General features: G+C 64.3%; 26 protein-coding genes and 1 pseudogene. 21 read left to right on the top strand and 6 right to left on the bottom strand.

Features of this window, described 5'->3' with window-relative positions:
- Positions 1–23 precede the first annotated feature (23 nt).
- The 10 genes from ACETPF_RS03630 to ACETPF_RS03585 all read left to right on the top strand — a co-directional run bounded on the left by ACETPF_RS03630 (position 24) and on the right by ACETPF_RS03585 (position 10,794).
- Positions 24–833 (top strand): AbiJ-NTD4 domain-containing protein, encoded by an 810-nt coding sequence (locus ACETPF_RS03630; protein WP_373932894.1) that lies wholly within the window; start codon positions 24–26, stop codon positions 831–833.
- A gap of 207 nt (positions 834–1,040) precedes the next feature.
- Positions 1,041–1,328 carry a hypothetical protein gene (locus ACETPF_RS03625; RefSeq protein WP_373932893.1) on the top strand — a complete coding sequence of 96 codons (288 nt, stop codon included), beginning with the start codon at positions 1,041–1,043 and terminating at the stop codon, positions 1,326–1,328.
- A gap of 3 nt (positions 1,329–1,331) precedes the next feature.
- Positions 1,332–2,387: a hypothetical protein gene (locus tag ACETPF_RS03620; protein ID WP_373932892.1), complete on the top strand. Its 1,056-nt coding sequence runs from the start codon at positions 1,332–1,334 to the stop codon at positions 2,385–2,387.
- A 122-nt stretch (positions 2,388–2,509) separates the two neighbouring features.
- On the top strand, positions 2,510–3,322 hold the full coding sequence (locus tag ACETPF_RS03615; RefSeq protein WP_373932891.1) for a hypothetical protein: 813 nt from the start codon (positions 2,510–2,512) through the stop codon (positions 3,320–3,322).
- 4 nt (positions 3,323–3,326) lie between these two features.
- On the top strand, positions 3,327–4,397 hold the full coding sequence (locus ACETPF_RS03610) for a hypothetical protein (protein WP_373932890.1): 1,071 nt from the start codon (positions 3,327–3,329) through the stop codon (positions 4,395–4,397).
- A gap of 171 nt (positions 4,398–4,568) precedes the next feature.
- Positions 4,569–5,765: a DUF932 domain-containing protein gene (locus ACETPF_RS03605; RefSeq protein WP_373932889.1), complete on the top strand. Its 1,197-nt coding sequence runs from the start codon at positions 4,569–4,571 to the stop codon at positions 5,763–5,765.
- A gap of 37 nt (positions 5,766–5,802) precedes the next feature.
- On the top strand, positions 5,803–6,210 hold the full coding sequence (locus ACETPF_RS03600) for a DUF2958 domain-containing protein (protein WP_373932888.1): 408 nt from the start codon (positions 5,803–5,805) through the stop codon (positions 6,208–6,210).
- Positions 6,211–6,328: 118 nt separating this feature from the next.
- Positions 6,329–8,461 carry a ParB/RepB/Spo0J family partition protein gene (locus ACETPF_RS03595; RefSeq protein WP_373932887.1) on the top strand — a complete coding sequence of 711 codons (2,133 nt, stop codon included), beginning with the start codon at positions 6,329–6,331 and terminating at the stop codon, positions 8,459–8,461.
- A 57-nt stretch (positions 8,462–8,518) separates the two neighbouring features.
- The gene (locus tag ACETPF_RS03590; RefSeq protein ID WP_373932886.1) at positions 8,519–9,559 is read left to right on the top strand and encodes a DUF7146 domain-containing protein; all 1,041 of its coding nucleotides are present in this window, start codon (positions 8,519–8,521) and stop codon (positions 9,557–9,559) included.
- Positions 9,560–9,867: 308 nt separating this feature from the next.
- The gene (locus ACETPF_RS03585; RefSeq protein ID WP_373932885.1) at positions 9,868–10,794 is read left to right on the top strand and encodes a DUF2493 domain-containing protein; all 927 of its coding nucleotides are present in this window, start codon (positions 9,868–9,870) and stop codon (positions 10,792–10,794) included.
- Between the two features lie 36 nt (positions 10,795–10,830).
- Here the strand turns inward: ACETPF_RS03585 and ACETPF_RS03580 are convergent, their stop codons facing one another.
- On the bottom strand, positions 10,831–11,079 hold the full coding sequence (locus ACETPF_RS03580; protein ID WP_373932884.1) for a hypothetical protein: 249 nt from the start codon (positions 11,077–11,079) through the stop codon (positions 10,831–10,833).
- Between the two features lie 365 nt (positions 11,080–11,444).
- On the opposite strand from ACETPF_RS03580, the gene ACETPF_RS03575 reads away from it, so the two are divergent.
- The 9 genes from ACETPF_RS03575 (at position 11,445) to ACETPF_RS03535 (ending at position 16,665) form a co-directional block, all read left to right on the top strand.
- Entirely contained in the window at positions 11,445–11,609 is a 165-nt protein-coding gene (locus ACETPF_RS03575) for a hypothetical protein (RefSeq protein WP_373932883.1), read from the top strand.
- A 126-nt stretch (positions 11,610–11,735) separates the two neighbouring features.
- Positions 11,736–12,131, top strand: a complete 396-nt coding sequence (locus tag ACETPF_RS03570) for a hypothetical protein (RefSeq protein WP_373932882.1) — start codon at positions 11,736–11,738, stop codon at positions 12,129–12,131.
- A gap of 638 nt (positions 12,132–12,769) precedes the next feature.
- The gene (locus ACETPF_RS03565; protein ID WP_373932881.1) at positions 12,770–13,096 is read left to right on the top strand and encodes a DUF736 domain-containing protein; all 327 of its coding nucleotides are present in this window, start codon (positions 12,770–12,772) and stop codon (positions 13,094–13,096) included.
- Positions 13,097–13,276: 180 nt separating this feature from the next.
- Positions 13,277–13,588 (top strand): transcriptional regulator domain-containing protein, encoded by a 312-nt coding sequence (locus ACETPF_RS03560; protein ID WP_373932880.1) that lies wholly within the window; start codon positions 13,277–13,279, stop codon positions 13,586–13,588.
- 10 nt (positions 13,589–13,598) lie between these two features.
- The gene (locus ACETPF_RS03555; protein WP_373932879.1) at positions 13,599–14,111 is read left to right on the top strand and encodes a DNA -binding domain-containing protein; all 513 of its coding nucleotides are present in this window, start codon (positions 13,599–13,601) and stop codon (positions 14,109–14,111) included.
- Between the two features lie 139 nt (positions 14,112–14,250).
- Positions 14,251–14,514: a helix-turn-helix transcriptional regulator gene (locus ACETPF_RS03550; protein ID WP_373932878.1), complete on the top strand. Its 264-nt coding sequence runs from the start codon at positions 14,251–14,253 to the stop codon at positions 14,512–14,514.
- On the top strand, positions 14,433–15,083 hold the full coding sequence (locus tag ACETPF_RS03545) for a S26 family signal peptidase (protein WP_373932877.1): 651 nt from the start codon (positions 14,433–14,435) through the stop codon (positions 15,081–15,083). The genes ACETPF_RS03550 and ACETPF_RS03545 overlap by 82 nt, the downstream gene beginning before the upstream one ends.
- Positions 15,080–15,745 (top strand): lytic transglycosylase domain-containing protein, encoded by a 666-nt coding sequence (locus tag ACETPF_RS03540; RefSeq protein ID WP_373932876.1) that lies wholly within the window; start codon positions 15,080–15,082, stop codon positions 15,743–15,745. Before ACETPF_RS03545 ends, ACETPF_RS03540 begins: the two co-directional genes overlap by 4 nt.
- 26 nt (positions 15,746–15,771) lie before the next feature.
- Entirely contained in the window at positions 15,772–16,665 is an 894-nt protein-coding gene (locus tag ACETPF_RS03535; protein ID WP_373932875.1) for a HEPN domain-containing protein, read from the top strand.
- Between the two features lie 61 nt (positions 16,666–16,726).
- Here the strand turns inward: ACETPF_RS03535 and ACETPF_RS03530 are convergent, their stop codons facing one another.
- Entirely contained in the window at positions 16,727–16,990 is a 264-nt protein-coding gene (locus ACETPF_RS03530; RefSeq protein WP_373932874.1) for a conjugal transfer protein TraD, read from the bottom strand.
- 37 nt (positions 16,991–17,027) lie between these two features.
- Entirely contained in the window at positions 17,028–17,333 is a 306-nt protein-coding gene (locus tag ACETPF_RS03525; RefSeq protein ID WP_373932873.1) for a conjugal transfer protein TraD, read from the bottom strand.
- A 153-nt stretch (positions 17,334–17,486) separates the two neighbouring features.
- On the opposite strand from ACETPF_RS03525, the gene traA reads away from it, so the two are divergent.
- Positions 17,487–20,126, top strand: a complete 2,640-nt coding sequence (gene traA, locus ACETPF_RS03520) for a Ti-type conjugative transfer relaxase TraA (protein WP_373932872.1) — start codon at positions 17,487–17,489, stop codon at positions 20,124–20,126.
- On the top strand, positions 20,123–21,898 hold the full coding sequence (locus ACETPF_RS03515; protein ID WP_373932871.1) for a type IV secretion system DNA-binding domain-containing protein: 1,776 nt from the start codon (positions 20,123–20,125) through the stop codon (positions 21,896–21,898). Before traA ends, ACETPF_RS03515 begins: the two co-directional genes overlap by 4 nt.
- An 18-nt stretch (positions 21,899–21,916) precedes the next feature.
- On the opposite strand, the pseudogene ACETPF_RS03510 reads toward ACETPF_RS03515, so the two are convergent.
- The 3 genes and pseudogenes from ACETPF_RS03510 to ACETPF_RS03500 all read right to left on the bottom strand — a co-directional run.
- Positions 21,917–22,390 (bottom strand): annotated as a pseudogene (locus ACETPF_RS03510) (shikimate kinase); the annotation flags it as partial.
- Between the two features lie 125 nt (positions 22,391–22,515).
- Positions 22,516–23,283, bottom strand: a complete 768-nt coding sequence (locus tag ACETPF_RS03505) for an enoyl-CoA hydratase-related protein (RefSeq protein ID WP_373932870.1) — start codon at positions 23,281–23,283, stop codon at positions 22,516–22,518.
- A complete protein-coding gene (locus ACETPF_RS03500; protein ID WP_373932869.1) occupies positions 23,273–24,346 on the bottom strand; it encodes a 2Fe-2S iron-sulfur cluster-binding protein in 1,074 nt (357 codons plus the stop codon). Before ACETPF_RS03500 ends, ACETPF_RS03505 begins: the two co-directional genes overlap by 11 nt.
- Between the last annotated feature and the right edge of the window lie 7 nt (positions 24,347–24,353).

Genomic DNA, 24,353 nt, shown 5'->3' with positions numbered 1-24,353 from the left:
GAGTGCCATAACATCGCTGCCCTATGACAGACTCAGCTTCATTCTCGGAACGCCATGGCTATCACGGCGCCGACGTCGAAATCACCACCCGGGAGGACGCCCCGGAGGAGGTTCGAGCCGCTGTCCTGATGTTGGGCTATGCCGCGGGCATGGGGCCGGGCGGCATGCGCGACACGGTCTGCGAGGTGCTGCTCAAGCGTCCCGATCTCAACAATTGGTCGCCGGGCAATATCGAGAACGAGGTCCATCGGCTGATCGACGACGCGCCCTGGTACAAGGTCTACGACATTGCCGAGCGCATCTACGCCGAGATTGCCCGCGACGATTATACCGGCACCAAGCAGGCCGAATATTCGCGTCGCCTGACCCAGTTCTTTCGGGAACACGGCGTCGGCTGGCAGATGGAGGAAGGACGCATCGTCTTCCGCGGGTCGGAAGCCTTTACCCTGGCGACCCGCGATGCTGTCGCCACCATGCAGCAGGCCGGAAGCCCAACCGCGGCTAACGAAGTTCACGAAGCGCTCAAGGACATTTCGCGTCGCCCTTCCGCCGATGTCACCGGCGCGATCCAGCACGCAATGGCGGCTCTCGAATGCGTTGCGCGGGAGGTCGATGGGAGCACCGATACCCTGGGCCAGATCATCAAGCGGCTCACCATCCCGCAGCCGCTCGACGGCGCGCTCCACCGCCTCTGGGGGTTCGCATCAGAGCAGGGGCGCCACATCCAGGAAGGGCGCGAGCCCAGCTTCGAAGAGGCCGAGCTGGTCGTGACCCTCGCTTCCGCCGTCAGTGTCTACCTGTTGCGGCACGCAGCGCGTGCCGGATCGCACTGAACGGGCGCGGTGCCAGCCTTGCCGAATAGTCCCGCAGCACCAGGGGCCGCGATTGGGCGTGTCAAGCGCCCTTCAGAAGACGTCGGCCTGAAGGCACAAATCAGCCGGTCGGCGAGCGTCCTGATCGACTTCCTGACCGAAAACCGCGCTACCGACGCGTTCGAATTCCCATTCAGCCACTCTTATCCGCGCAATTGCTGCGAAAGCGTGTCGATGATCTTCAGCTATCTGCTCGAAGACAAATATGGGCTCCCGGACGTCACGATCATTCGAGGCACGAAGCCGCGCCTGCATGAGCATCACTTCTGGGTGCGGGCGGCAGGATCGCTATACGATCTCACCGCCCACCAGTTTCCGGGGCGGCGACCGATCCTCGGCGTTGAGCGTCACGCTCTCTTCGCCAGTTTTCCGGAGCATCGCGCCATCCATGAGCATGGCTTTGTCGACCGCGAAGAGGTTCTTGCCCTCCATCGCGCCGGCGTGATTCCCTTCTGAGCCATGGAATGCTTCCGGATCGACGAGAGCGGCTACACCGGCTTCGATCTCCTGAACCGCGACCAACGGTTCCAGGGTGCGACCGCCATTGCGATCGAGGATGACGAGGCCGCACGCCTGATCAAGGAGTATTTCCCGCGACTGCAGGCGAGCGAGCTGAAATATCGCGCGCTCTCGCGCCGTCCCGGCAACCATCCGCGCCTGCTCGCGCTCCTCACTGAACTGCTGCGCGCGCATAAATCCGTGACATATGTCTGCGACAAGCGGTTCCTGCTGATCCTCATGTTCTGCGACTATGCCGTCGAGCCGTGGTACTTTGAACGCGGCTGCAATTTCTACGAGGACGGACAGAATTACGGAATGGCCTCGCTGCTCGCGACAGCAGGTCCGACACTGCTCGGCGAGTCCGAGTTCGAAGCAATGCTCGCCGCGTTCCAGCGCGCGACAAAGGAAAAGACGCCCGCAGCCCTCAAGGATCTGGTTCGGGCGGCACGAAAGACCAAGTGGCGGGAGTTTCCCGAGGCTCTCGGGCCGCTCGCCCAATATGCCGCCCCCGAATGTTTGTCGGCGATTGCAACCGAAGGCGTGAGCACCGACGCGGCATTGGTCGTCCTGCAATCGCTCATTACCCGCATGGAGGTGATGAGCGACGGCCCCTATCGGGTCGAGCACGATCAGTCGAAAAACCTCGCCACCTATCACGACCTCCTGTGCCGCTTCATCGACCATGAGGGGGAGATCGAGCTCCGCCAATCGGAGATCGCCAGCTTCAAATTCCCGCTCAAGCTGACCGAGGTTGTCCAGGTCGACTCCAAGGCGAGCCCGGCCGTCCAATTGGCCGATGTCATGATCGGCGCGGCGCTGGAGGCCGCAAACGTCATGACAGGTCTGCGCGCTGACGGCTTGGACCCGGAGAAACTGATGCCGCTCTATGCCGAGGATCAATTCATTCACCTGATTCCAAGTGTCGATTTCGCGGAACAGAAGCAGTTTCGGCGTGGCACCCAGGCGGCTGAAGTGATCGACTATTTTGCGGCAAATTTCGGTCCGAAGAAGTGACGACGGAGGCGAACAGCGAGGATCAGGCGTCCGATGTCGGGCGCAAGCGGCACTATACCGATCCGATGGGTTCGCGAGCGCCGGAGTTGGAGCGATGCCTCATTCGACACCGCGCGCTCCAGATGATCCTGATCCTCTATTATGCCGAGGAACTGAAGCGCGACGTCATCAATGGCGTTGCCGCGCAGCTGCGCTGGCGCGGACAAAGCGCAACGCAGCAAGCCGGAGGAAGCGGGCCATCCCAGGAGGGCAAAAAGCAGAAGCGCGCCTTCGACCATCTCGTGGAAGACGGCATTCTGACCGACGACGAGCGGCGACACATGGTCGGTCTGATCGCTCGGCGCAACGGCATCGCGCATCACCTCGATCATGTGACCGCGGACCTCACCACCGATCGGACCGTGCGGGAATGGCTTGACTATTACCCCGACCGACAGACCCACGACTATGAAGCGCTCGATCAGTTGCGCGCCGCTCGCCGTCTGTTGTCGGAGCGCATGGCAGCCCATCACTATGTCCTCGAAATCGACATGCGCGGCATGTTCTTCGAGAGTACCGAGCGCGTGCTCAGCGCGGACCTCAAAGCCCTCGAACGCCGCATTCGAGCCCTGATGCGCCAACGACGCGGCGATATTGCCCAGCTCAACGCCGAATTGTCGCTCCAGGGCAGCGAACTCACCGGCCTGTTCGATCCGCGCTGGCCCGAGAATCGCTACGGCACAAGCCAGCGCCTCACCCCGCGCGGCGTCGAGACATGCTATCTCCTCTACGACATGGGGAAGTCACCGCTCGCGGTCGCGCACCTCATGGACCTTTCGCTGACCGCTGCACGTCGCCGCGCGCGACTCTGGAAAGCGGCAGGCGGCCCGAACAGGGAGCGGCGACCGCTCGCCGACATGCCAAAAGCACGCATTCGCCATCGTCTGGAAGACTAGCCTCATGGCAAAGAAAAAGACCGCCGTTCACGTCTTCTATTCGTGGCAGAGCGACTCGCCCAAGAAGACCAACCTCAATGCGATCCGCAAAGCGCTGGCCGGGGCCTGCAAGCGCCTGGAGACGGCCAACCCCAAACTGAAGCTGGTCCCCGACGAGGCGACCCGCGATACCAGCGGCAGTCCGAAGATCTACGACAAGATCGTCGAGAAGATCGACGCGGCGTCGATCTTCATCGCCGACATCACCACCGTCACCGCGCCGGATGCGCAGCGGCCATGCCCTAACCCAAATGTGGGCTACGAGCTCGGCTATGCCGTGGCGACGCTGGGTTGGGACCGCATCATCCTGCTGTTCAACACGGCGATCGGCAATTTCCCGGCCGATCTCCCCTTCGACTTCGCCCAGAACCGAGCGAGCCCCTATAGCTACGCCCTGACCGATCCATCGACGAAACGCGACGATCTCAGCAAGCTGCTGGAGATCGCGCTCAAGGCGGTTCTCGACAAGAATCCGAAGCGTCCGGCCGAGATCAAGGGGCTGTCACGCGAGAAGATCGAGCACGATCACGATGTCGAGAATATGCGCTGGCTGATGGACACGCTCCATCTCCCCACCCTCCAGCAGCATATCGAAGAGCTGCCCCACATGATCACCGACAAGGCAATCTGGTTCTTCGAGAATTTTCGCGGGGTCGCCGAGAACAGCCTGTTCAGCGTGTACGACCCCGTGCTGCGCGAGGCAGTCGACAAGTTTTATGGCGGGTGGCTCCGGGCTCTCGCCCATGTCGACGAGTATAATTCGACGCCCAGCGGAAAATCGCATGTCTTCAGCAGTCCCGGAGATATGCCGCTGACGGGCTCCCGCCAGACGGCCTGGGATGAAATCGACGCCGGCCGTCACGAAATGGCTGCCGGTCTCACCACCATCCTCGAAAGGCTGCGTGCCGACTATATCGAGGTCAGCATCCTGCGGACCAACGAGCGGGCCTGGAAAGGCTATGTCGATTTTCAGCGGGAGGTTGAAGCTCGGTGGGACGCAAAGCCCAAGCGCCGCAAGAAGAAGCCGAAGGACTAGACGACGCTGAAGGGGAATGCCTTCCCCTGACGCGGCGCCGCGATCGCCGCGAACCCCTTCTGCGGGCGGCTCCGCCCCCGCAACGCCCCTGAGAGTGAGAGAATCTCGGCAAATCCCGTGACGGGTAAAGGCTGAGAGAGAGGCTCTCGGTGCCCGTCGCGGAGACTTCCCATGGCGACGATCCTCACGCAATCCGACACGCCCAGGCCGGTTTCGGCGGGCTATAAGGTCGACATCTCACGCGGCCAGCGCATCGGCCGCGTTTCCTCCGAGTGGTTTTCGCGGCCCGACGATGAGCGGTTCCTTTCGTTGTCGTCGCTCCTCGCCGCCGTCAAAGCCCGGGCCGAGCGTGCCACCGCACGAACCGTTGAGACCCGTGACGTCCGGGTTGAGGCGAGCCGCGACGACGCAGAGCGTCTGGCGCTACTTATGCCCGGCCGCGACGAGCCGGTCATGCCGACCCATTGGTCGTTCGGCCAGCTCTGCAGCCTTGTCGGCGCACCTGCTGGTTACCTCCGACAGCTGCCCGCGCCACTTGCCGGCATCAACATGCAGCACGGCCTGCTCTCGCATCGCGCCGAACTCATGAAAACCCTGGAGACCGACGATGGTCGGATCGAATTGCGCGCCGTCACCGGGCCGGACTACGGCCGCATCTGGGATCATGAACTCGTCGCCGCGGTCATGAAGATCGCCGGCGACGGCACCGGCGACACGCGCTGGAAAGTGCCCGGCCTGCTCGACTGGTCGACCATGACCCACAACCCGTTTGTCGAGGTGACCAAGGATACGACCACGCTCTATGCGAGTGACCGCGACGTCTTCCTGTTCCTGGTCGACGATGCCCATCCGATCGAGGCAGGCCGTCTGCCTAACGGCGATCCCGATCTCTTTTTCCGCGGCTTCTACGCATCGAACAGCGAAGTGGGCTCCAAAACGCTCGGCATCGCCTCATTCTATCTCCGGGCGGTCTGCATGAACCGCAACATCTGGGGCGCCGAGGGCTTCGAGGAGATCAGTATCCGGCACAGCAAGTTCGCCGCCAACCGATTCGCGCATGAGGCGGCGCCGGCGCTGGAGAATTTCGCGACATCGTCGCCCGCGCCCTTCATGGCAGGCATCAAGGCGGCACGCGAACGGCTGGTCGCTCGCACCGACGAGGATCGGCAGTCCTTTCTGCGCAAGCGCGGCTTCTCAAAAGGTGACACCGACCGGATCATCACCGCCGTCCTTGACGAGGAAGGCCATCCCCCGGCGTCGATCTTCGACTTCGTCCAGGGCATCACCGCAGTCGCGCGTGACAAGCCGTATCAGGACACGCGCCTCGAGCTTGAGGGCAAGGCCGCCAAGCTGCTCGCCGCCACCTGATCAGCGATATCCACCTCATATCGAAAGGAGCGGTCACATGATCGTTCTGCCACCGATCGTCCGCTATGCGCTGCGGGCCAATCACATCAATCGCCGAGCGGCGGTCGAGCGCGAAATCCCCGAGCCCGACCCGGCGCCGCTGGTCAAATTCTTCAATCCGCTGGGGGCACAGACCTGGCTCGCCACCGAACTCGCCGAGGATGACGATGTGCTCTGGGGCCTGGCTGACCTTGGCTTTGGCTGCCCAGAGATCGGTCCCTGGTCGCTGAGCGAGCTCTCCGCGATCCGACTGCCGTTCGGCATGGGGATCGAGATCGATCAGAACTTCTCATCTGGCGTGCCGCTTTCGGTCTGGGCGGCATGGTCCCGCCTGACCGGATCGATCCTCTGGACCGAGGCGCTGTTCCGGGGATCACCCCCAACCGGCCTGCCTCCTGATCACTGACCCAAGTCCGGAGCGTTGGCGCGGCTCTCACCCTCCTAGAGGGAGAGGGCTGCGCCGGCTCCATGACGGGTTGAGGGTCGAGAGAGAGTCTCCCGGCCGCCCGTCATGGAGAAGACCCATGACCAAGCATGTGAAGATCGTCCTCAGCGGTTCGCGGGACATCCCGTTCAACCAGCTGGTGCTGAGCCAGGCCAATGTCCGGCGCGTCAAGGCGGGCGTGTCCATCGACGCCCTCGCCACCGACATCGCTCGCCGCGGCCTGCTCCAGAGCCTGACCGTGCGGGCGCAGCGCGATGCCGACGGCGCCGAAACCGGCCTGTTCGAGGTCCCGGCCGGCGGTCGCCGCTTCCGCGCGCTGGAAAAGCTGGTGAAGCAGCGCCGGATGGCCAAGACCGAGCCGGTGCCCTGCATCGTGCGCGACGATGACCAGATCTCCGCCGAGGAAGATTCGCTCGCCGAGAATGTCCATCGCGAAGCGCTGCATCCGCTCGACCAGTTCCGCGCGATGCAGCAGCTCGTGACCCAGGGCACCGATATCGAGACGATCGCGGCCACCTTCATGGTGACGCCCGCCGTCGTGAAGCAGCGGCTGCGCCTCGCGTCCGTGTCTCCCAAGCTGCACGAGGTCTATGCCGACGACGGCATGACACTCGAACAGCTGATGGCCTTCTCAGTCTCGGAAGATCATGAGCGGCAGGAGCAGGTCTGGGAGATGCTCCAGTCGAGCTACAACCAGCAGCCTTATATGATCCGTTCCAAACTGACCGAGCAGTCGGTGCGCGCCACGGACAAGCGGGTCCGCTTCGTCGGTCTCGACGCCTATCTCGTCGCCGGCGGCTATGTCCTTCGCGACCTGTTCGAGGACGATCAGGGCGGCTGGCTGCAGGACGTGGCCTTGCTCGATCGCATGGTTGACGAGAAGCTGAAGGCCGAGGGCGCGCGCATCGGTGAGGAGGGCTGGAAGTGGGTCGCGGTCGCGGTCGATTTTCCCTACGACTATGACGACGGCATGCGCGTCATCGATGGCGACCAGCCCGAGATGACCGACGCCGACGAAGCTCGGCTGGCTGCCCTTCGCGAGGAAGCAGATGCACTCGAAGAGGAATGGTCGGGCGCGGCCGAAGTGCCGGACGAGGTCGACGCCCGCGTCACCGCGATCGACGAGGAGATCAGCGCGATCGTCTCTCGCCCGCTGGTCTACCAAGCAACCGAAATGGCCCGCGCTGGCGTGTTCGTCAGCATCGACAGCGACGGCTCGCTCTATGTCGAGCGCGGCTACATTCGACCCGAGGATGAACCTGCCGAGGAGCCGGTGGAAAGCGCCGACGATGGCACCATCCCGCTCGACGATAGAGGGCATCGCGCCGACGACGCCGACGCAGGTCCCGCGATCGTTTCCGTCGGTGGTGCACCTGGCGCTGTCGAGGGCGCCGATGAGGACGAACAGGACGATCTACTGCGTCCGCTGCCCGACCGTCTGGTCACCGAACTGACCACGCATCGCACGCTCGCGCTGCGCAATGCGGTCGCCAGCCACCCGCAGGTCGCATTCGCCGCGGTTCTCCACGCCATCGTGCTTGACACTTTCTATCATTACTCGAGCGCGGCGAGCTGCGTCGAAATCTCGGTGCGGGGCGGCAGCCTCGGCACCCATGCGCCGGAGCTCAACGACAGCGCCGTCGCGCAGGCGATCGACGCACGGCATGCGAACTGGTCCGAACGGCTTCCCGATCAGCCGACGGAGCTGTGGGATGTGTTGGTCGCGTTTGGCGCCGAAGATCAGGCGGCGCTCTTCGCCCATTGTGCGTCGTTCGGCATCAATGCGGTGTGGGAGCCGGCCAATCGCTACAATGAGGGCAGGGTCTCGGCGCGCACCGTCTCCGGCCGGATTGAGCACAGCCATGTGCTTGCCCGTGCGGCCGATCTTGACATGGTCGCCGCCGGCTGGACCGCCACGGTCGACAATTACCTTGGCCGGGTAACCAAGGTCCGCATCCTCGCTGCCGTCGAGGAGGCCAAGGGCATCGAGGTCGCCGCGCGCATGACGGGCATGAAGAAGCCCGACATGGCCAAGGAGGCCGAGCGCGTGCTTGCGGACAGCGGCTGGCTCGCCGAGCCGCTCCGCACCCCCGCCGTCGAACCGGTCGAAGAACCGGCGGCGATCGACGGCGAAACGGCCGTGGAAGCCGAAGCTGCATCGGAGCAGGATGGCGGCGAGGGCGACGAGCATTTCGCCATCGCGGCGGAATAGCTCCCTCTCATCCGGGGCCTGTCGCATCGGCAGGCCCCCTTTTCATCGGAGAGGCTTATGGCCGGCACCGCCTCGGACCTTTCCCGGCAGCTTGCGCGCAACGCGGAAGCTGTCTGCCGTCACTATCTGGCAGCCGGTCATCGAGAAGGGCGCTACTGGATCGCCGGCGACATCCAAGGCTCCAAGGGGCGCAGCCTCTATGTCCGTCTGAAGGGCGGCGAACGCGGCAAGGGCGCCGCCGGCAAATGGACCGACGCCGCCACCGGTGAGCATGGCGATCTGCTCGACCTGATCCGGTCGCGTTGCGGACACCACCTATTGGCCGACACGCTCGATGAAGCCCGGCGCTTTCTGGCACTGCCGCGAGAGACGCAGACATTCGACCCCAACGAGCCTACCGCGCCCTCAGGCTCGCGCAAAGCGGCGCAGCGCCTGTTCGCCGCTTCGCGTCCGCTCGCCGGCACGCTCGCCCAGCGCTATCTTCGCGCACGGGGCGTCATCGGCATTCGCAGCGAACGCTGGCTGCGATTCCATCCGCGCTGCTGGTATCGCCCATCCGACGATGACGCACCCGGCACGGCTAATGCGTTCCCGGCACTGATCGCCGCCGTCACCGATGATGATGGCACCATCACCGGTTGCCACCGCACATGGCTCGCACTCGACGGCACCGGCAAGGCACCGATCGCCACCCCGCGCCGGGCGATGGGCGATCTCCTCGGCATGGGCGTGCGGTTCGGCGGTGCAGGACCGATCATGCTGGCTGGCGAGGGTATCGAAACCCTGCTTTCGCTGCGGCAGGTCATGCCCTCCACGTCCGCGATTGCCGCCCTTTCGGCAGCCCATCTCGCCGCCACTCGCTTTCCGGTCGGGCTTCAGCGCCTCTATGTCGCGCGTGACGATGACCCTGCCGGCACGGTCGCGTTAGCGACGTTGACCGAGCGAGCCGATCAGGCCGCAATCGAGATTGTGCCGCTCGAACCCAAGCTCGACGACTTTAACAGCGACCTGTTGGCTTTTGGCCGCGAGGGACTGGCGTCGAACGTGCGCCTTCAACTCCGGACCGAGGATACCGATCGCCTGCTGTCGGTGATCTGACCCGGGCGTCAGCGTTTGCGACCGACATCGGCAGTGCATCCCCTATCCGCGTGGAGGGCCGCGCCCGGCCTTCCATCAGAGGGCGACTGCTGCAAACGGCCCGGGTCAACAATGGCATCGCCTGCGGCTATTTTCCGCCGGGGCGGACGCCCCTTTGCAGCGCGAACCAAAATAGCCTTGGCGTTGCCATCCTCCGCTGCCGCTCCGGCCGCGCCCCGATGGGCGCGGTGCAGGCCCGGGCCGTCCGCCGCCTTGTCGTCGCCAGGAAGGCCGCGAGTGGCGCGGTCACCCAAGCGACGGAGGCTTGCATGACTACCGACAACGATTCCTCTGACCCGCAGCCCGGTTCAACTGCCTACCTTCTCCAGGAAATGCAGCTTTACGGCCATCGCCCGTTCGAGGACGAACCCGATCATCGCCCCTTGCCCGACGGCCGTATTGCCGGCGGCGCCATCGCCGACATCTTCGACGCACTGGTATCGCCGCTGATCGACACGCGGATCGAACCCGATCTAGAAAATCTCGCCTGGGGCTTCGTCAATGTCTTCCACCGTGCCGGTGAACGGATCGAGCGCGAGCTCGACGACAATGAGCGCGAGCAGAAGCGCCTGCAGCGCGAGCAGGACGGCAGCGAGGTCAAATCGGTCGAGCTGGAACGCCGGATCGCCGAGGGCATCACGATGATCGAGCGGCGCGACACCATGGAATTCTACCGCGATGCCGCTGCAGAACAGTTCCGCATCCACATCCGCAAAGCTTGGCTCCCGCGCTCCGGTCCGGTGGTCAACCGCAAGATGCTGACGTCAGCGGTGCTCGACAGCCGCAAGCACATTGGCAGGCGTGCGTATCAGGATGCCCGCGTCCTAAACCCTGATGGGGTCAGGATCGCATTCACCGGCGGCGCCGACTTCAACGACCACCAGTTGATCTATGCGACACTCGACAAGCTCCACGCCCAACTGCCGGAGATGATCCTGCTGCATGGAGCGACGCCAACCGGTGCCGAACGAATTGCCGCCTGCTGGGCCCGTGATCGCAACGTCCCACAAAAGCCCTACAAGCCCGATTGGGAGCGCCACAAGAAAGCAGCCCCGTTCAAGCGCAACGATGCGATGCTGGACGCGATGCCCAAGGGCGTGATCATCTTTCCGGGCACTGGTATCCAGGACAATCTTGCCGACAAGGCGCGCAAGATGGGTATTCGCCTGTGGGACTTTCGCAAACGGTCGGGCTGACGCCCGACCCGAACGGGCGTCGGTCCAACACCCGAACTAAGGCAATGGCCCGTTGGAAAGCCGCATATATTCGCTTTCCGTCATGATCATCGAGATCTGCTGGCCGGTACAGTCCCGGACAATTCCCGTTTGAAAGGTCTCGCTGCCACGAATGATCGTGCCGCCGATCAGGACGAGACCGTCGTGCGTAAAATCCTGCACATCGATGCGAAACGTCCGCATCCCCGATCGGCCATGGTGATCGAAATGCTTGCCGAAATGCGGCAAGTCCGGCGCAAAGTTCATTTGCACGAGAGGCTCGGGCTCAGAATCGCTCACCTCATCGATGATATGCTTACCCCGTTCCCACGCAACATGTCATTCGACGTTTCGGAGTCCTTCGGCGCTCAGTCGAGGCTCGGACCGGAATGTCCACCGCGAAGCGATCTTCGGGCAGATCCTGTCCATTGAGCGAAACCACTTCCCGCTCTTTGAGGCGCTAGTCCTTTCCGTACCCGCGACCTTCCACGATCAACCCTCAAGGGGTCCGCTATGCTTCGCATGCGGCCGCTTGGGCCTTCGTCCCAGCGCGGTGATCGCGGTCGCGTGCCCGGATGCGTCAGCGCCTGTCGAGCGGGGAGTGGCTCCGCTCCGAACGACAGGAGTCGATCATGAGCCTCGAAGCCGCCCAACGCTACGCCTGGAACCTCGCCTGCACGCTCAAGGTGATCATCATCCTGATTGAAACGGACGACGGCTATACCGCAATGGCAAGCGCCGATTACGACGGCGACGCCGACCATATCGTCCGAGAATATGATGTATTCGCCCAGTAGATGCGAGCCGGCCCATCGATCGCACCCGGGGACGCTTTCGTCTCCGGGCAATTCCCGCTATATTCGATGCGCGCTGTGGCGGCTGGTGGAAGCGCGTCCAACCCCTTGCAACAAGGATGTGACGCCATGCCGATCGTGCTTCCCTTGACCCTCACCGGGGTCGGATATCTCATCTACCAGCTATTCGCGGGCGCGACGTTGGCGCTGCCGATCGCGCTTGGCGTAGCCGCCGGCTTTGGCGCCAGCCAAATCGGCTATTCGCCGTTTATAGCCTTCCTGATTGGAACACTCGCCTTCATAGCCGTAATCGCCGCGAGCCGGTTTGCCGCACTCAAGCTCACCAATCCGCAGGGAAGGATCGCGCTTGCGCTGATCTTCGCGATTCCAGCAGCGCTTGTCGGTTATTCCATCGCGCACGCTTTGGCCGCCCTCATGGGTTCCACTGGTGTCGTCTTCGGCGTCATCGCCGCAGCAGGGTGCGCAGCTCTCGCGGCGCAACGAATGCTAAAGCCTGCGGTCTAAACTTCAATCCCAACGTCTCCAAACACGCCCCGTCCGGTCGACCCGGGCGGGGCTTTTCACGCCATGGGCGCATTTGACGACCGGGAAGCGGCAGGGCGATTTGCCGCGGCCTTACCTGATTCATCGGAGGTGGACGGATAGGAGGGGGGGCGTCCGTCGGCGACGCATGCCCGATAGGGCGGCGTGGCTCGACACAGGCCAGTTGGGGCCGGTCAGTTCCGCCGTCGCTACCGCCCAAAGGGGCATTGCCAGACCCTTGGTCAGGAAGAACCGTCCCTCCTGTCTGCACGCACGACTATCCGAAACCACGATGGCCATGCCGGGCTTCTGGAAGGGCCTAGAGATAGACGCCACGTCTCCTGCTGGCGGATCCAGGCCAGTGCCTAAACGGCCTCTCTTCATGGCTTTGATGACCGGGACCGGCTTCGCCTCTGCCGCTCATGGCCGCAACGGCTCTGGGTCACTTTTTTCCCCTGCCGGCTGCGCCGTCATTCCGCGCGGGACAAAAAAGCGCCCCACCGCCGTCTTCCGCTGACGCTTCAGGTCTGACGACTGCGGCCGCGGCAGCCCCGGTCATGTCCCAAGCCATCGAGACCGTGATGGGCACGGGCCTCGTGGATCAAGACTGGAGACTTAATATGGCTACCATCGGCACCTTCAAGAAGACCGCCAACAACGAGTTCGTCGGCGACATCGTCACCCTCAGCGTCCAGGCCAAAGGCGTCCGCATCGTTCCCGACGCCAACCGCGCCAACGACAATGCCCCCTCGCATCGGGTGATGGTCGGCCGAGCAGAGATCGGCGCCGCCTGGACCAAGCAGTCCAACGAGGGCCGCGATTATCTGGGCCTCAAGCTCGACGATCCGAGCTTCACCGCTCCAATCTACGCCAACCTCTTCGACGATGAGGACGGCGAGACCTTCAACCTCATCTGGTCGCGCCCGTCCCGCCGCAACGGCGACTGAGCCGATCGTAAAACCCCGCCCGGATTGACCGGGCGGGGTTTTCGTTTGGTCCATTTTGAATATAGTTATTAACCACTTGCGATAAGTTGCGACTTATTCGCAAATAAGCTGCGACATCGTTGCGCAGCGCAGCAATCTGAACCTAGGTTATCCCCGCAGGGGGCATCGAGGAGTTTCACGATGCCAGGATATAGCCGCTTACGCTTACCCGCCGAGTATCAGGCAATGACCGCATTGAACGCGCGGGGCTTCGCTTGGGAATGGTTACGTCGTAACGCCGAGTTCCGCGACATTTGGCATGCCGCCAATGTTTCTGCGCGGCGCGCCAGCCAAAGCGCGGAAGCGCTCGTCAGCCGTTCCGCTCGGCGGGTTGTCCAAATGTCGAAGCATCCGTTGGCAGGGAGGTGGTCCCATTGGGGCCTCACCTTTCGCACCCGATCCAAGTACGTCCGCAATCGACGAACCACCAATCGCCTGGCGTCCGGAGGTTGATGCATCCGTCGTGACGATCGTGCGGCCGGTGCCTTGGGCAAGGGCGATCGGCGACCTGCGCTTCGCATTCGAACGCTGGGGTGACCGTGTGATCCGGATAGGCTCTCCGGGGGGAACGCATCTACTGATCCGCCGCCGCGGCGCAGCCGAACTGCAGCTCTGGCTTCCGTCGGGGCTCGCCCCGGCGAGCGGGGGAAGCTTCGGCATCTACCTTCACCCGGATGCGAGCCACGCGAGCCGCGTGCAGGCAGCTGCGACCTTTCGTCGCTCCATCGGGCACGGCGTTCCCATCCGTGCTGCCGCTTATGCGCAGGCGCATCGCCATGCCGCGATGCTCTACGTCCATGACCTTGTACAGGGCGGTGCCAGCTTACGCGATGTCGCCGGCCGGCTTCTCGACCGCTCACCCGAAGATTGGCGATCGAGCTCGATCCGCTCCGATCTGCGGCGCCTTGTCGATGCCGCTGCCCAGATGGTTGCTGGGGGCTATCGTCTGCTCCTCGGATCACGGCCACCATCCTAGCAGCGGCTGCCTGATCGATGTGGTCGGAATCCATGCCCCCTCGTTCCGGCCACCACGAGCCTTCTTTTCTCGCCGATCATGACCGGGTTCGCGAGGCGCTTGGCACGCGCCTCGCTTCCTTTGCTCAAGGAGCCCGGTCATGCCCGACGTCATCAAGGACACACGTTATCTGCGCACTAAGGAGGCCGCCCATTATGTCGGCCTCTCGGCGCGCACACTCGAAAAGCACCGCACCTACGGCACCGGCCCCGCCTATCGGAAAATCGGCGGCCGTGTCGTCTACACTCTCGAGGACCTACGTGCCTGGGCGGACCGCGGCGCATGCGCATCGACGTCGGATCCGAACAACGGTTCGGTCGCTCCGGCCGTGCGCCGACTCGAACATCTGCCGGAGCACGACTAATGGTCAGCGCTCCGCATCATCAGCCGAAGTCTGATGTCAAAAGCAGCCGAACGCGTCGTCGCTTCGCTCGGCTTTCTCTGTTCGCCGCCAGTACGGCGGCGATCGCGGGCCTAGCCCTCCCGGCGATCCACCATTCCCATCTGCGTCTCATCTGGAACGCGTCGGCGAGCGTGCCGCTTGGGCTGTATCGCATCGTCCCGGCCACGGCGTTGCGCGTCGGCGACATGGTCGCGGTGCGACCTTCGCCCGCACTCGCCCGCTTCATGGCCGAGCGTCGCTATGTCGAAGCGAATGTGCCGCTGCTGAAGCCGATCGCGGCAATGGGCGGCGCGACCATCTGCCGTCTCCAGCTGCGCGTGACCATCAATGGCTGGGCGGCCGCCACCGCGCTCCCGCGCGATCGCATCGGCCGTCCCTTGCCATCCTGGTCGGGCTGCCGTCGGCTGACGCGCGACCAACTGTTCCTGATCGCGCCATTACACTCCGACTCTTTCGACAGCCGCTACTTTGGTCCCGTCGATGCGGGGCAGATCATCGGTGGAGCCGCGCCGGTCTGGACTTGGTCATGAGCGGGGTGTTCAGGAACGCCGCTGGCGCGCTCGCACTGCTCGCAGCAACGGCCTCGGTAGCCGCGAAGCCGGCTTCGTCGTTGGCCGCGAACGGCTGCGCGCTCCATGCACCGGAAGCCGCCACTCGATCGGGCTTGTCGATCGAAGTCGTGCTGCGTGTGATGATGGCGGAGTCGGGCGGTCGTCCCCGGGTCGTGTCGCCGAAAGGCGCGAAGGGCTGCATGCAGATCATGCCCGCGACTTGGGCCTATCTCACCGCGCACTACCGTCTCGGACCCGATCCGTTCGATGCGCGCATGAACATGATCGGCGGCGCGATGTATCTAGCCGAACTCGTCAGCCGCTACGGCGCTGCAGGCGCGATTGCAGCGTATAACGCTGGCCCCGGTCGCTACGAACGCTACATCTCCGGATCGACGCCGCTGCCTGCTGAAACGATCGCGTATGCGGCGCGCATCGGATCGCCCGTGACACGAGGCGCTGTGCCGACCGCTGCGCCCCGATGGCAGGAGGCGCAACTGTTCCTGTCGCGCGCTATCGCGTCCGATCGGGCGGAAATATCGCAGCCGAGCGGCCCCCCCGGCAAGTCCACGCGTCGCGATCGGCTGTTCCCGCTCGCGACGTTTCGCGAGGCGGAAAACGAGTCTGCTGCTTCACAATGAGGCCCTTCAGGCTATTTGCTGCACCGATGAAAAAATGGACTCTCGAGACCTTGCGGGCGCTCGATCTCAAATATGCGAAAGCGGGCGTGCACATGCACCAGCGGCCGTTCCGCGCGGCGACTGAAATTCTCGGTTCGGCCTTCTCTATGGGCGTCGGCGGCAACCCGGAAGTGCAGGAGATTATGGACGCGTATCGCGCCATGATGCCCGAGGTGGACGATTCCTGGCCGGGTATGGGAATCGGCCTTGCCGCCGTCGTCGATCAGGTCCGCAAGATCACTATGCCCGTTGGCTTTGGCCAGTGCGCTCTTCAGGTCTGGCGCACGCTCGGCTTTGACGACGAGAAGCAGTGGTGGTTGTGGTGCCGCGAGGATCTGCGCATCGCAGCGGAAACGCATTTCGCTGTCGGCGATCTTCACGACCTTACCTACGGCCTGGACGACATGCGCGGCGGCCAAAGCGCCGATCTCGACCTGTGGCAAATGACGACCTCCAACCTCGCCGATGCCGCCAACAACCTGCCAACGGCATTCAGCGTCGACTCGATCATCCAGCCGATCTGCATGGTCGCGGAATTATCGCTGAAAGCGGCTCTAGTGCGGAATGGCGCCGACTCAGACAGCTTCTCGCCGCAGAAGGGCGGAGAAGGACATAATCTCCGAAAGCTTGCTGACCGCCTCGCGACCGAATTGCCGCACCGTGATGATGCCCGCGTCAAGGAACTAATTGGTCGGCTGCCGCCCTATGTCGCCAGCCGGTACAAGCCTGCGGGCCTTTCGCGATACGATGTCGTACGCCTCGCGCTTGGCGTTCAGTTTGTCGCTGCATCCGCCGTGCGTCGGTTCAGTGATCGCGATCTTGCCGCCGAAATGGAGATGGGCGGATGGCCGGCCCCGCGCCCGCCACTGTTCGACAGCTGAGATCGGATCATGCGTGCACCGCCGGCGATTCTCGACACGGACGCTCGGATGGTTCGCACGATCATCCTTCGTCCTTCTGCACTCTTTCCGGCCCGCGCGATTTCGCCTGCGTCGCTTCCTCCGCCTCGGTCGCAAACGCGCGGGCACCGCGTCGCCGGTACAGCAGCTTTGCCTGTGCTGCGTCATCGCCCTGGAGGCGTATCGCGAGATCGAGGAACGCGCCGTACAGCATCGCCCGGTCATCGTCCGCGAGCGCGACGAGACCGGCTTTCTGCACGAGCCCGCCGAGCTCGATCAGACGCTTTGTGCGTTCGCGTCTGGCCACAACCCAGGCTCGCGTGTCGACCCGCGCCCGTGCCGCATCAAGCCGGTTCCGTGCCTGTCTCAGTCGCCTTGCCGCTTGCATCATTGCCACCAGCACGGCGCGAGGATCGCCGGCTTGTTTCGCGAAAGAATTGCGCCCCTCGCGCGCTCCACTTCGTCATGAGCGCCTTGTCCGTTTCTGCGACGACCGCGAGCAAGGCGCCGGCAAGGAGATCGGGCTCGAGCGCATCAGCGCCGGTCGCCTCGATCAGTTCGCCGAATTGCTGAATCTTGCGTTGCTTGAGCAGCTTGGCCCTGTCGTTGAGCGCCTTCAGCTCGGCGTCGAAATCCCGTACCTTTCGCATCGTCGCATCTCCATTTGCGCTGTCTATGCGGTATAGCTGGGCGGTCTGAGGCCCTGTTCAACGCTGCAAATCTCTCCGGAGCGCTCTAGCGTAGGAGAGCGCGCTTATACGTCGTACCGACGTCGCGGGATCAGGCGTAGATGGGTTGCCGCGATGGCGATCTATCACTTCTCGGCCAAGGTCATGGGGCGCGGCACCGGCCGCAGCGCGGTGGCGTCGGCGGCCTACCGCTCCGCGTCGCGCCTGCATGACGAGCGGCTCGGCCGCCATCACGACTTCACCAACAAGGCCGGTGTCGTCCATTCCGAAGTGATGCTGCCGGACGGCGCGCCCGAGCGGCTGCGCGACCGCGAAGCGCTTTGGAACGAGGTCGAAGCGACCGAAAAGCGCAAGGACGCGCAGTTCGCCCGCGAGGTGGAATTCGCGATCCCCCGCGAGATGACGCGGGAGCAGGGCATCGCGCTCGCCCGCGAGTTCGTTGCCCGCGAATTCGTCGAACGGGGCATGGTCGCCGATCTCAATGTGCATTGGGACATCGGCGCCGATGGCGAGGCTAAGCCGCACGCACACGTCATGCTCACCATGCGCGAGGTTGGGCCCAGCGGATTCGGCCCGAAGGTACGCGAGTGGAACGCGACCGCGTTGCTCCAGCAATGGCGCGAGAATTGGGCCGCCCATGTCAATGAACGCCTGGCGCAACTCGGCATCGAATCGAGGATCGACCATCGCAGTTATGACGCGCAAGGGATCGAGCTCGAACCGCAGCACAAGATCGGCGCTGCCGCCGCGCGCCGCGAAGCAAAGGGCGAGGATGCCGAACGCGCCGCGAACCACCGCGAAATCGCGCGCGACAACGGCGCTGCGATTATCGCGGATCCGCGCATTGGCCTGGAGACCCTGACCCGCCAACAGGCGACGTTCACCGTACGCGACCTGGCCATGTTCGCGCATCGCCATTCGGACGGGAAGGAGCAGTTCGACCGCGTGCTCGCCGCCATGCGCAACCATGAAACCGTGCTCGCGCTCGGCCGAGACGGAAATGGCGTCGAACGCTTCACAACGACCAGCATGATGAGCGCGGAGGAAGCGCTAGTGCGCGACGCCGAGCGCCTTGCCTCTCCGCGCAGTCATGCGGTCTCCCGGGGCGATGTCGGGCGAGCTGTCGAAAGCAGCGAGGCACGCGGCATGCGGCTCGGGACCGAGCAGCGCAACGCTCTCGACCATGTCTTGCGCAAGCCCGGACTCGCGCTGGTCGTCGGCTATGCCGGCGCCGGCAAATCCGCGATGCTCGGCGTCGCACGCGAGGCATGGGAGGCCGCCGGCTACACCGTGCGCGGCGCCGCGCTGTCGGGCATCGCGGCGGAGAATCTGGAAGGCGGATCGGGCATCGCGTCGCGCACCATCGCCAGCTTGGAGCATAGCTGGGCGCGCGACCGCGACCGGCTCACATCGCGAGATGTGCTGGTCGTGGACGAAGCCGGCATGATCGGCACACGCCAACTCCAGCGCGTGCTCGCCGAAGCGGCGGGTGCCGGCGCCAAGGTGGTGATGGTCGGCGACGTCCAGCAGCTTCAAGCGATCGAGGCCGGCGCAGCGTTCCGGCTGCTCGCCGAGCGCCATGGCGCCGCCGAGATCGGCGAGGTGCGTCGGCAGACCGCCGAGTGGATGCGCGAGGCGACCCGCGCCTTTGCCATCGGCCGAACCGTTGAGGCGATCTCCGCTTATTCGAACGCCGGCATGGTTCATGCCGCCGCGACAAGAGATATGGCGCGCGCAGCCCTGATCGATCGCTGGGATGCCGAACGCCGCGCAGCGCCAGCCGCCAGCCGCATCATCCTCACCCACACCAATCAGGAGGTTCACATGCTCAATCGTGCCGCGCGCGAGCGGCTCCATGCGCAAGGCGAGCTCGGCACCGACGTTGCCATCCGCACCGAACGCGGTCTGCGAGAGTTTGCCGACAACGACCGAATCCTGTTCTTGAAGAACGAACGCGACCTCGGGGTGAAGAACGGCACGGTGGGTCAGGTCGAGAAGGTCGAGCGCGATCGGCTCGCGGTGCGGCTCGACGACGGGCGTCGCATCAGCGTCGACCTCAAGACCTATTCCCATGTCGACCATGGCTACGCGGCGACAGTCCATAAAACGCAGGGCATGACCGTTGATCGCACCCATGTGCTGGCGACGCCGGGGCTCGACGCGCACGCCTCCTATGTTGCGCTCAGCCGCCACCGCGAAGGCACGGCGCTTCATTATGGTCGCGATGATTTCGCGGATGAAGCCGCGCTCCGCCGCACGCTAGCACGCGAACGACCGAAGGATATGGCGCTCGACTATGACCGGTCGGCGTCCTCGCCTCCGGCCCGACCGCAGGGTACGACCGCCGCACGCGCCGGCGACGACGGCGGTTCCACCGCACCGCGCGAGCAGCGGCGAGGATTGGCAGCGCTAGTATCGCGCGTGTTCGGTCGCGCCGGTGAAGAGCGTATGGCAATGCCCAATTCCGACCGCGAAGCGACGGATCGCGCCACCGAGCGCAGCGGCGGAGCCGCCCGCGAACCGGTGAAGGATCAGCCCGCCGTGCGCGTCACATCCGCGACGCAAGGCAAGGGTGCCGACACCAGCCGTGGTGCCGATCCGGCGAACAGCGAACAGGCGAAGACGCTGCGTGCCATGATGGCGGCCCGTGAGCGCGCGCCTCGCCAAACAGCCGAGTCGATGCGCGAGGCGTTGGCAGCGGCGAAGAAGGCGCCGAGCATTTCACGCGATCAGGATTATGGAGCGGAGCGGTGAGCGGCGCGGCCGGGTCGAGTGGTGGCCGGGGCAGTTCTGAGCCGGTCGTTCAACAGATCGCGTTCCTGTCGGCATTGGCCGCGATCGCGGCATGCTGGCCGTTGGTCCGTCATCTTGTTCCTTCCGATGGACGCTTCGCGCTTGCCGACCTTGCGCGAGAGCATTGGGCGCATCGGCACGCGCTCGAACCATGGCTTGAGCAGCGCTGGGCTTGGCTTGCCGTCCACGGCTACCATCTTTGGTTCGCGATCGCCGCGATGCCCGGTGTGATCGCGGCGGCAATCGTGCAGGGCGTGGATCGCCGGACTTTCTGGCCGCTCGTGCACGCGCCAATCGGTTGGCTGGGTGGCAGCGTGCTGGGCTATTGGCTCTATACGAGCTTCCGCGCCGACAGCTGGCCGCTCGCGGTGATGATGCCGGCGGCTTTCGGGTTCCTCGGCGGTGCCATCGCTGCCCGGCTCGCCGCCAGCCCGCGCAAGGTAACGCATCTACGCGGTACGCGCGTCGGTGTTTTCAGAGGCGGGCGCGGTGGAAGGCTGCGCGCCCGGCTTACTGGCGGCGTGACCCTCGCGGGCGTACCATTGAGCCGCGAAGATGAGTCCATGCATGTCGCGGCGATCGGCGCGACCGGCTCGGGTAAGTCTACGGCGCTGCGTGGGCTCATGGCCGACGCGATCCGCCGCGGTGACCGCCAAGTCGTGGCCGATCCCGACGGTGCGGCGATGAGCGCCTTCTTCGAGCCGGGCGATATTATCCTGAACCCATTCGATCGGCGCTGCGCACGCTGGGACCTGCTTGGCGAGATTGAGCGGCCGGGCGACCATGCTTTTCTCGCACAATCGGTGCTGCCCCACCTGGGCATTGGTGAGCATGACCAGTGGATCAGCTATGCTCAGCAACTGCTCGCGGCGGCGTTGGAGAATTTCGGCCGGCTCAGCCTCGGCACGACCAGCGACCTCATCACGATGCTCGCCTCGGGATCGGTCACCGAGCTGAAGCTGCTGTGCCAGGGCACGGCAGCCGCCCGCTACTTCGAGCAAGGGGGTGAAAAGATGCTGGCCAGCATTCTGGGAACGTTAGCGCCTGCCGTGGGGAATCTCCGCTTTATCGCGGAATTGGATGGGGCGCCGTTCTCCATCCGCAAATGGGTGCGATCCGGAGCGGGGTCGCTTTGGCTTCCCTACACCGCCAACCAAGTGGCGGCGTTGCGCGGGCTAATCTCCTGTTGGATGAACATTGCCATACTCGAGACGCTGTCGCTCGCCCCCGATCGCGACCGGCGAATCTGGTTCCACGTCGACGAGCTGGACGCGCTCGGACGGATCGAGGGGCTCAAGGATGCACAGGCTCGGCTCAGGAAGTTCGGCGGGTGTGTGGCGATTGGCTTCCAATCGTCGGCGCAGGTCAAAGCCGTCTATGGCGAGGGAGCACACACGATCATCGAGAACTGCGGGAATCTGCTTCTTCTTCGCTCCGGTCTCAGCGAGGGCGGCGGAACCGCTGAACTCGCCTCAAGTCTGATTGGCAGCCGCGAAGTCGAGCGTGACGATGTCAGCCGATCGCGCACACGAGGCCGCTACACGTCCCGCTCAACATCGATGCAGAGCAAGCGGACGGTCGAAGAGGTGACACTCGCGAGCGAAATCATGCAGCTTCCAAACCGGGAGGGCTTTGTGAAGCGCGCGACTGCCCCCGAGTGGCGGCGTGTGCGATTTGGCTATCAGATCCATCCGGGCCGCGTAGCTCCGTTCGAGCCGGCGAGTACCTTCTAGACCTCGAAGCCAACGCTCGCCGATGCCTTCGAGGATCGCCTTGACCGCCGTACGGTGGCACCCCGTCTGATTGCTGACATGAACATGTGCGAGCGCGTAGATCGGGTTCCGAACGATCGCGAGTTCGGCGAGCGTCCGACGTGGATCCCGGCCGCGCAACAACGGCCGTTGACCAAGCCGTCTGCCAGTACGAGCCACCAAGACATCAAGATCGGCGTCCAACCAGATGGCTCGACCACGTTCCAGAATCAATGCGCGGGTCTGCTCATTCATGAATTCCCCGCCGCCCGTGGCGATCACCTTTGGAATGCCATCTATCAGGCGCTCGATAACGCGCCGTTCGCCGTCTCTAAATGCTGTCTCGCCATATCGATCGAACAGATCGGAGATCGACATTCTCGTGACGCGTTCGATCTCATGGTCGGTATCCACGAATGGCCTTCGGAGCCGATCTGCGAGAAGCTGGCCCACCGTGGTCTTTCCGACACCCATCAGCCCGACGAGAATGATCGAGCGATTACCACCGTGGGAGGACTTTTCGTTATCCGGTTGAACCGGCGGCGCCCCATCACCGATGCCACCGAGGCTGTGGCGCCGATCGAGGAGCCTGCCGCGGCTCATTGCCAGTGCGGGCTTCGTCTTTCCCGGAAAGCGGCGATACCCTCCTCCTTTTCCGGACTGCTCAGCAAACCTACGAATGCAACGCGCTCGCCGAGAAGGTGATCGCGAAGTGCCAGGTCTTCCGCCTCGATGATACTGGCCTTCGCCTTGCGCAACGCACGCGGCGCGCGGCTCGCCAGCTTGGAGGCAAGCTCAAGGGCCGACTTCAGAGCCGTAGCGTCGGGTACCACGCGTGCTACCAGACCAGCAGACAGAGCGCGATCAGCGCTGATGGGCTCACCCGTTAGTACCATCTCCATAGCGAGAGATCGCCCCACGAGGCGCGGCAATATGCTGGTGCCACCGGCTCCGGGCATGATCCCGAGGTTGGTTTCGGGCTGGCCGAATCGGGCGCCGCTCCCAGCTATGACTAGATCCGTTCGCAGGATCAGTTCTAGGCCGGCGCCGAGACACCACCCTTCGACGGCGGCGATCATCGGCTTGGCACAGGCCCGGATGCGCGCCCATGCCAGAAAGCGGGGATTTTCGATCGTGTCGGCGCCGGTCGACTGCGCGAGTTCGTCAAGATCGGCCCCCGCTGCAAACACCTTGTCATTGCCCGACAGCACGATCGCGCGGATATGGTCGTCCCGATCCGCTTCATCCAGCGCATTGGCGATCGCCACCAACAGCGGTGTTGCCAAGGCATTGCGCTTTTCTGGCCGATTTAGGCTGAGCAGCAGGACGCCTTCTGCCGGGGTCTCCCGGATCAGCTCAGGCGTCATAATCGAGAACCACGCCTTCGCCGAGCGGCACGGCCTGGCAGGTCAGGATGTAGCCTTGCGCCACTTCCTCCGGTGACAGGCCATAGTTCGCCTTCATGCGGACCTCACCGCCGACCAGCTTCGCCCGACACGTGGCGCACACGCCTGCCTTGCAGGCGAACGGCGCCGGCAGACCTGCCTCGCGCGCGCTCTCGAGGATGCTGCCCTTGTCGGCGTGGAACGCGACCGAACGGCGGCGGCCGTCGATCGTGACCTGCATCATCAAGCCTTCGGCTTGCGCCGCAACGGCGCGCTCGGCCTGTTCGTCCGCGGTCGTTGGACGGCCCGCGGTGAAGCGTTCAACCAGGACATGATCGGCCGGAACACCGGCATCGAGCATTGCCCGTTCCGCAGTCTCCATCATCGCTGCGGGTCCGCAGATGAATGCGACGTCGATGGCTTTTGGATCGATCAGCGATGAGAGCAGCTCTGCGATACGCTTTTCGTCGAGCCTTCCGTTGAACAACTCGATGTCGTCCGCCTCTGCTGTCAGGAAATGATAGATCTGCAGGCGGTCGAGATAGCGATCCTTCAGTTGGGCAAGCTCCTCCAGGAACATCACCGAATTGGACGTGCGGTTGCCGTAGAGGAGCGTGAAGCGGCTCTGCCGCTCTGTGGCGAGGCCGGCCTCGAGCAACGAGAGGATCGGCGTGATTCCGGACCCGCCGGCAAAGCAAAGATAGCTGCGCGCCTGATCGCCGCTGAATGACCAGGTGAAATGCCCGCGCGGCTCCATCGTATCGATCGTCCTTCCGGGCGCGAGGCTATTCATGGCCCAGGACGAAAAGAGCCCGCCGTCCACGCGCTTGATGCCGACCTTCAGGGCAGCGCCCGGCGCTACGCAGATCGAATAATTGCGGCGCACGTCCTCACCATCGATGTCCGCGCGGAACGTCAGGTGCTGGCCAGGCGTGAAGGTGAAGGTGTCGGCCAAGCCGGGAGGAGGGGCGAGCGTCACCGAAATTGCGTCAGCGGTCTCGCGGCGGACATCGACAATGGTGAGCGGGTGAAATCCTGCGGACACGATGCTT

The sequence above is a fragment of the Sphingobium agrisoli genome (assembly GCF_041877245.1).
In the GTDB taxonomy this organism is placed as follows: domain Bacteria; phylum Pseudomonadota; class Alphaproteobacteria; order Sphingomonadales; family Sphingomonadaceae; genus Sphingobium.
The sequence above is the reverse complement of the archived record's forward strand: the minus strand, read 5'-3'. Positions and strand labels throughout refer to the sequence as shown.

Bases quoted from the DNA above. Each gene is read 5' to 3' on its own strand.
- ACETPF_RS03630 (WP_373932894.1), top strand. From the start codon at position 24: ATGACAGACTCAGCTTCATTCTCGGAACGCCATGGCTATCACGGCGCC.
- ACETPF_RS03620 (WP_373932892.1), top strand. From the start codon at position 1,332: ATGGAATGCTTCCGGATCGACGAGAGCGGCTACACCGGCTTCGATCTC.
- ACETPF_RS03615 (WP_373932891.1), top strand. From the start codon at position 2,510: ATGATCCTGATCCTCTATTATGCCGAGGAACTGAAGCGCGACGTCATC.
- ACETPF_RS03610 (WP_373932890.1), top strand. From the start codon at position 3,327: ATGGCAAAGAAAAAGACCGCCGTTCACGTCTTCTATTCGTGGCAGAGC.
- ACETPF_RS03605 (WP_373932889.1), top strand. From the start codon at position 4,569: ATGGCGACGATCCTCACGCAATCCGACACGCCCAGGCCGGTTTCGGCG.
- ACETPF_RS03600 (WP_373932888.1), top strand. From the start codon at position 5,803: ATGATCGTTCTGCCACCGATCGTCCGCTATGCGCTGCGGGCCAATCAC.
- ACETPF_RS03595 (WP_373932887.1), top strand. From the start codon at position 6,329: ATGACCAAGCATGTGAAGATCGTCCTCAGCGGTTCGCGGGACATCCCG.
- ACETPF_RS03590 (WP_373932886.1), top strand. From the start codon at position 8,519: ATGGCCGGCACCGCCTCGGACCTTTCCCGGCAGCTTGCGCGCAACGCG.
- ACETPF_RS03585 (WP_373932885.1), top strand. From the start codon at position 9,868: ATGACTACCGACAACGATTCCTCTGACCCGCAGCCCGGTTCAACTGCC.
- ACETPF_RS03580 (WP_373932884.1), bottom strand. From the start codon at position 11,079: ATGAACTTTGCGCCGGACTTGCCGCATTTCGGCAAGCATTTCGATCAC.
- ACETPF_RS03575 (WP_373932883.1), top strand. From the start codon at position 11,445: ATGAGCCTCGAAGCCGCCCAACGCTACGCCTGGAACCTCGCCTGCACG.
- ACETPF_RS03570 (WP_373932882.1), top strand. From the start codon at position 11,736: ATGCCGATCGTGCTTCCCTTGACCCTCACCGGGGTCGGATATCTCATC.
- ACETPF_RS03565 (WP_373932881.1), top strand. From the start codon at position 12,770: ATGGCTACCATCGGCACCTTCAAGAAGACCGCCAACAACGAGTTCGTC.
- ACETPF_RS03560 (WP_373932880.1), top strand. From the start codon at position 13,277: ATGCCAGGATATAGCCGCTTACGCTTACCCGCCGAGTATCAGGCAATG.
- ACETPF_RS03550 (WP_373932878.1), top strand. From the start codon at position 14,251: ATGCCCGACGTCATCAAGGACACACGTTATCTGCGCACTAAGGAGGCC.
- ACETPF_RS03545 (WP_373932877.1), top strand. From the start codon at position 14,433: ATGCGCATCGACGTCGGATCCGAACAACGGTTCGGTCGCTCCGGCCGT.
- ACETPF_RS03540 (WP_373932876.1), top strand. From the start codon at position 15,080: ATGAGCGGGGTGTTCAGGAACGCCGCTGGCGCGCTCGCACTGCTCGCA.
- ACETPF_RS03535 (WP_373932875.1), top strand. From the start codon at position 15,772: ATGAAAAAATGGACTCTCGAGACCTTGCGGGCGCTCGATCTCAAATAT.
- ACETPF_RS03525 (WP_373932873.1), bottom strand. From the start codon at position 17,333: ATGCGAAAGGTACGGGATTTCGACGCCGAGCTGAAGGCGCTCAACGAC.
- traA (WP_373932872.1), top strand. From the start codon at position 17,487: ATGGCGATCTATCACTTCTCGGCCAAGGTCATGGGGCGCGGCACCGGC.
- ACETPF_RS03505 (WP_373932870.1), bottom strand. From the start codon at position 23,283: ATGACGCCTGAGCTGATCCGGGAGACCCCGGCAGAAGGCGTCCTGCTG.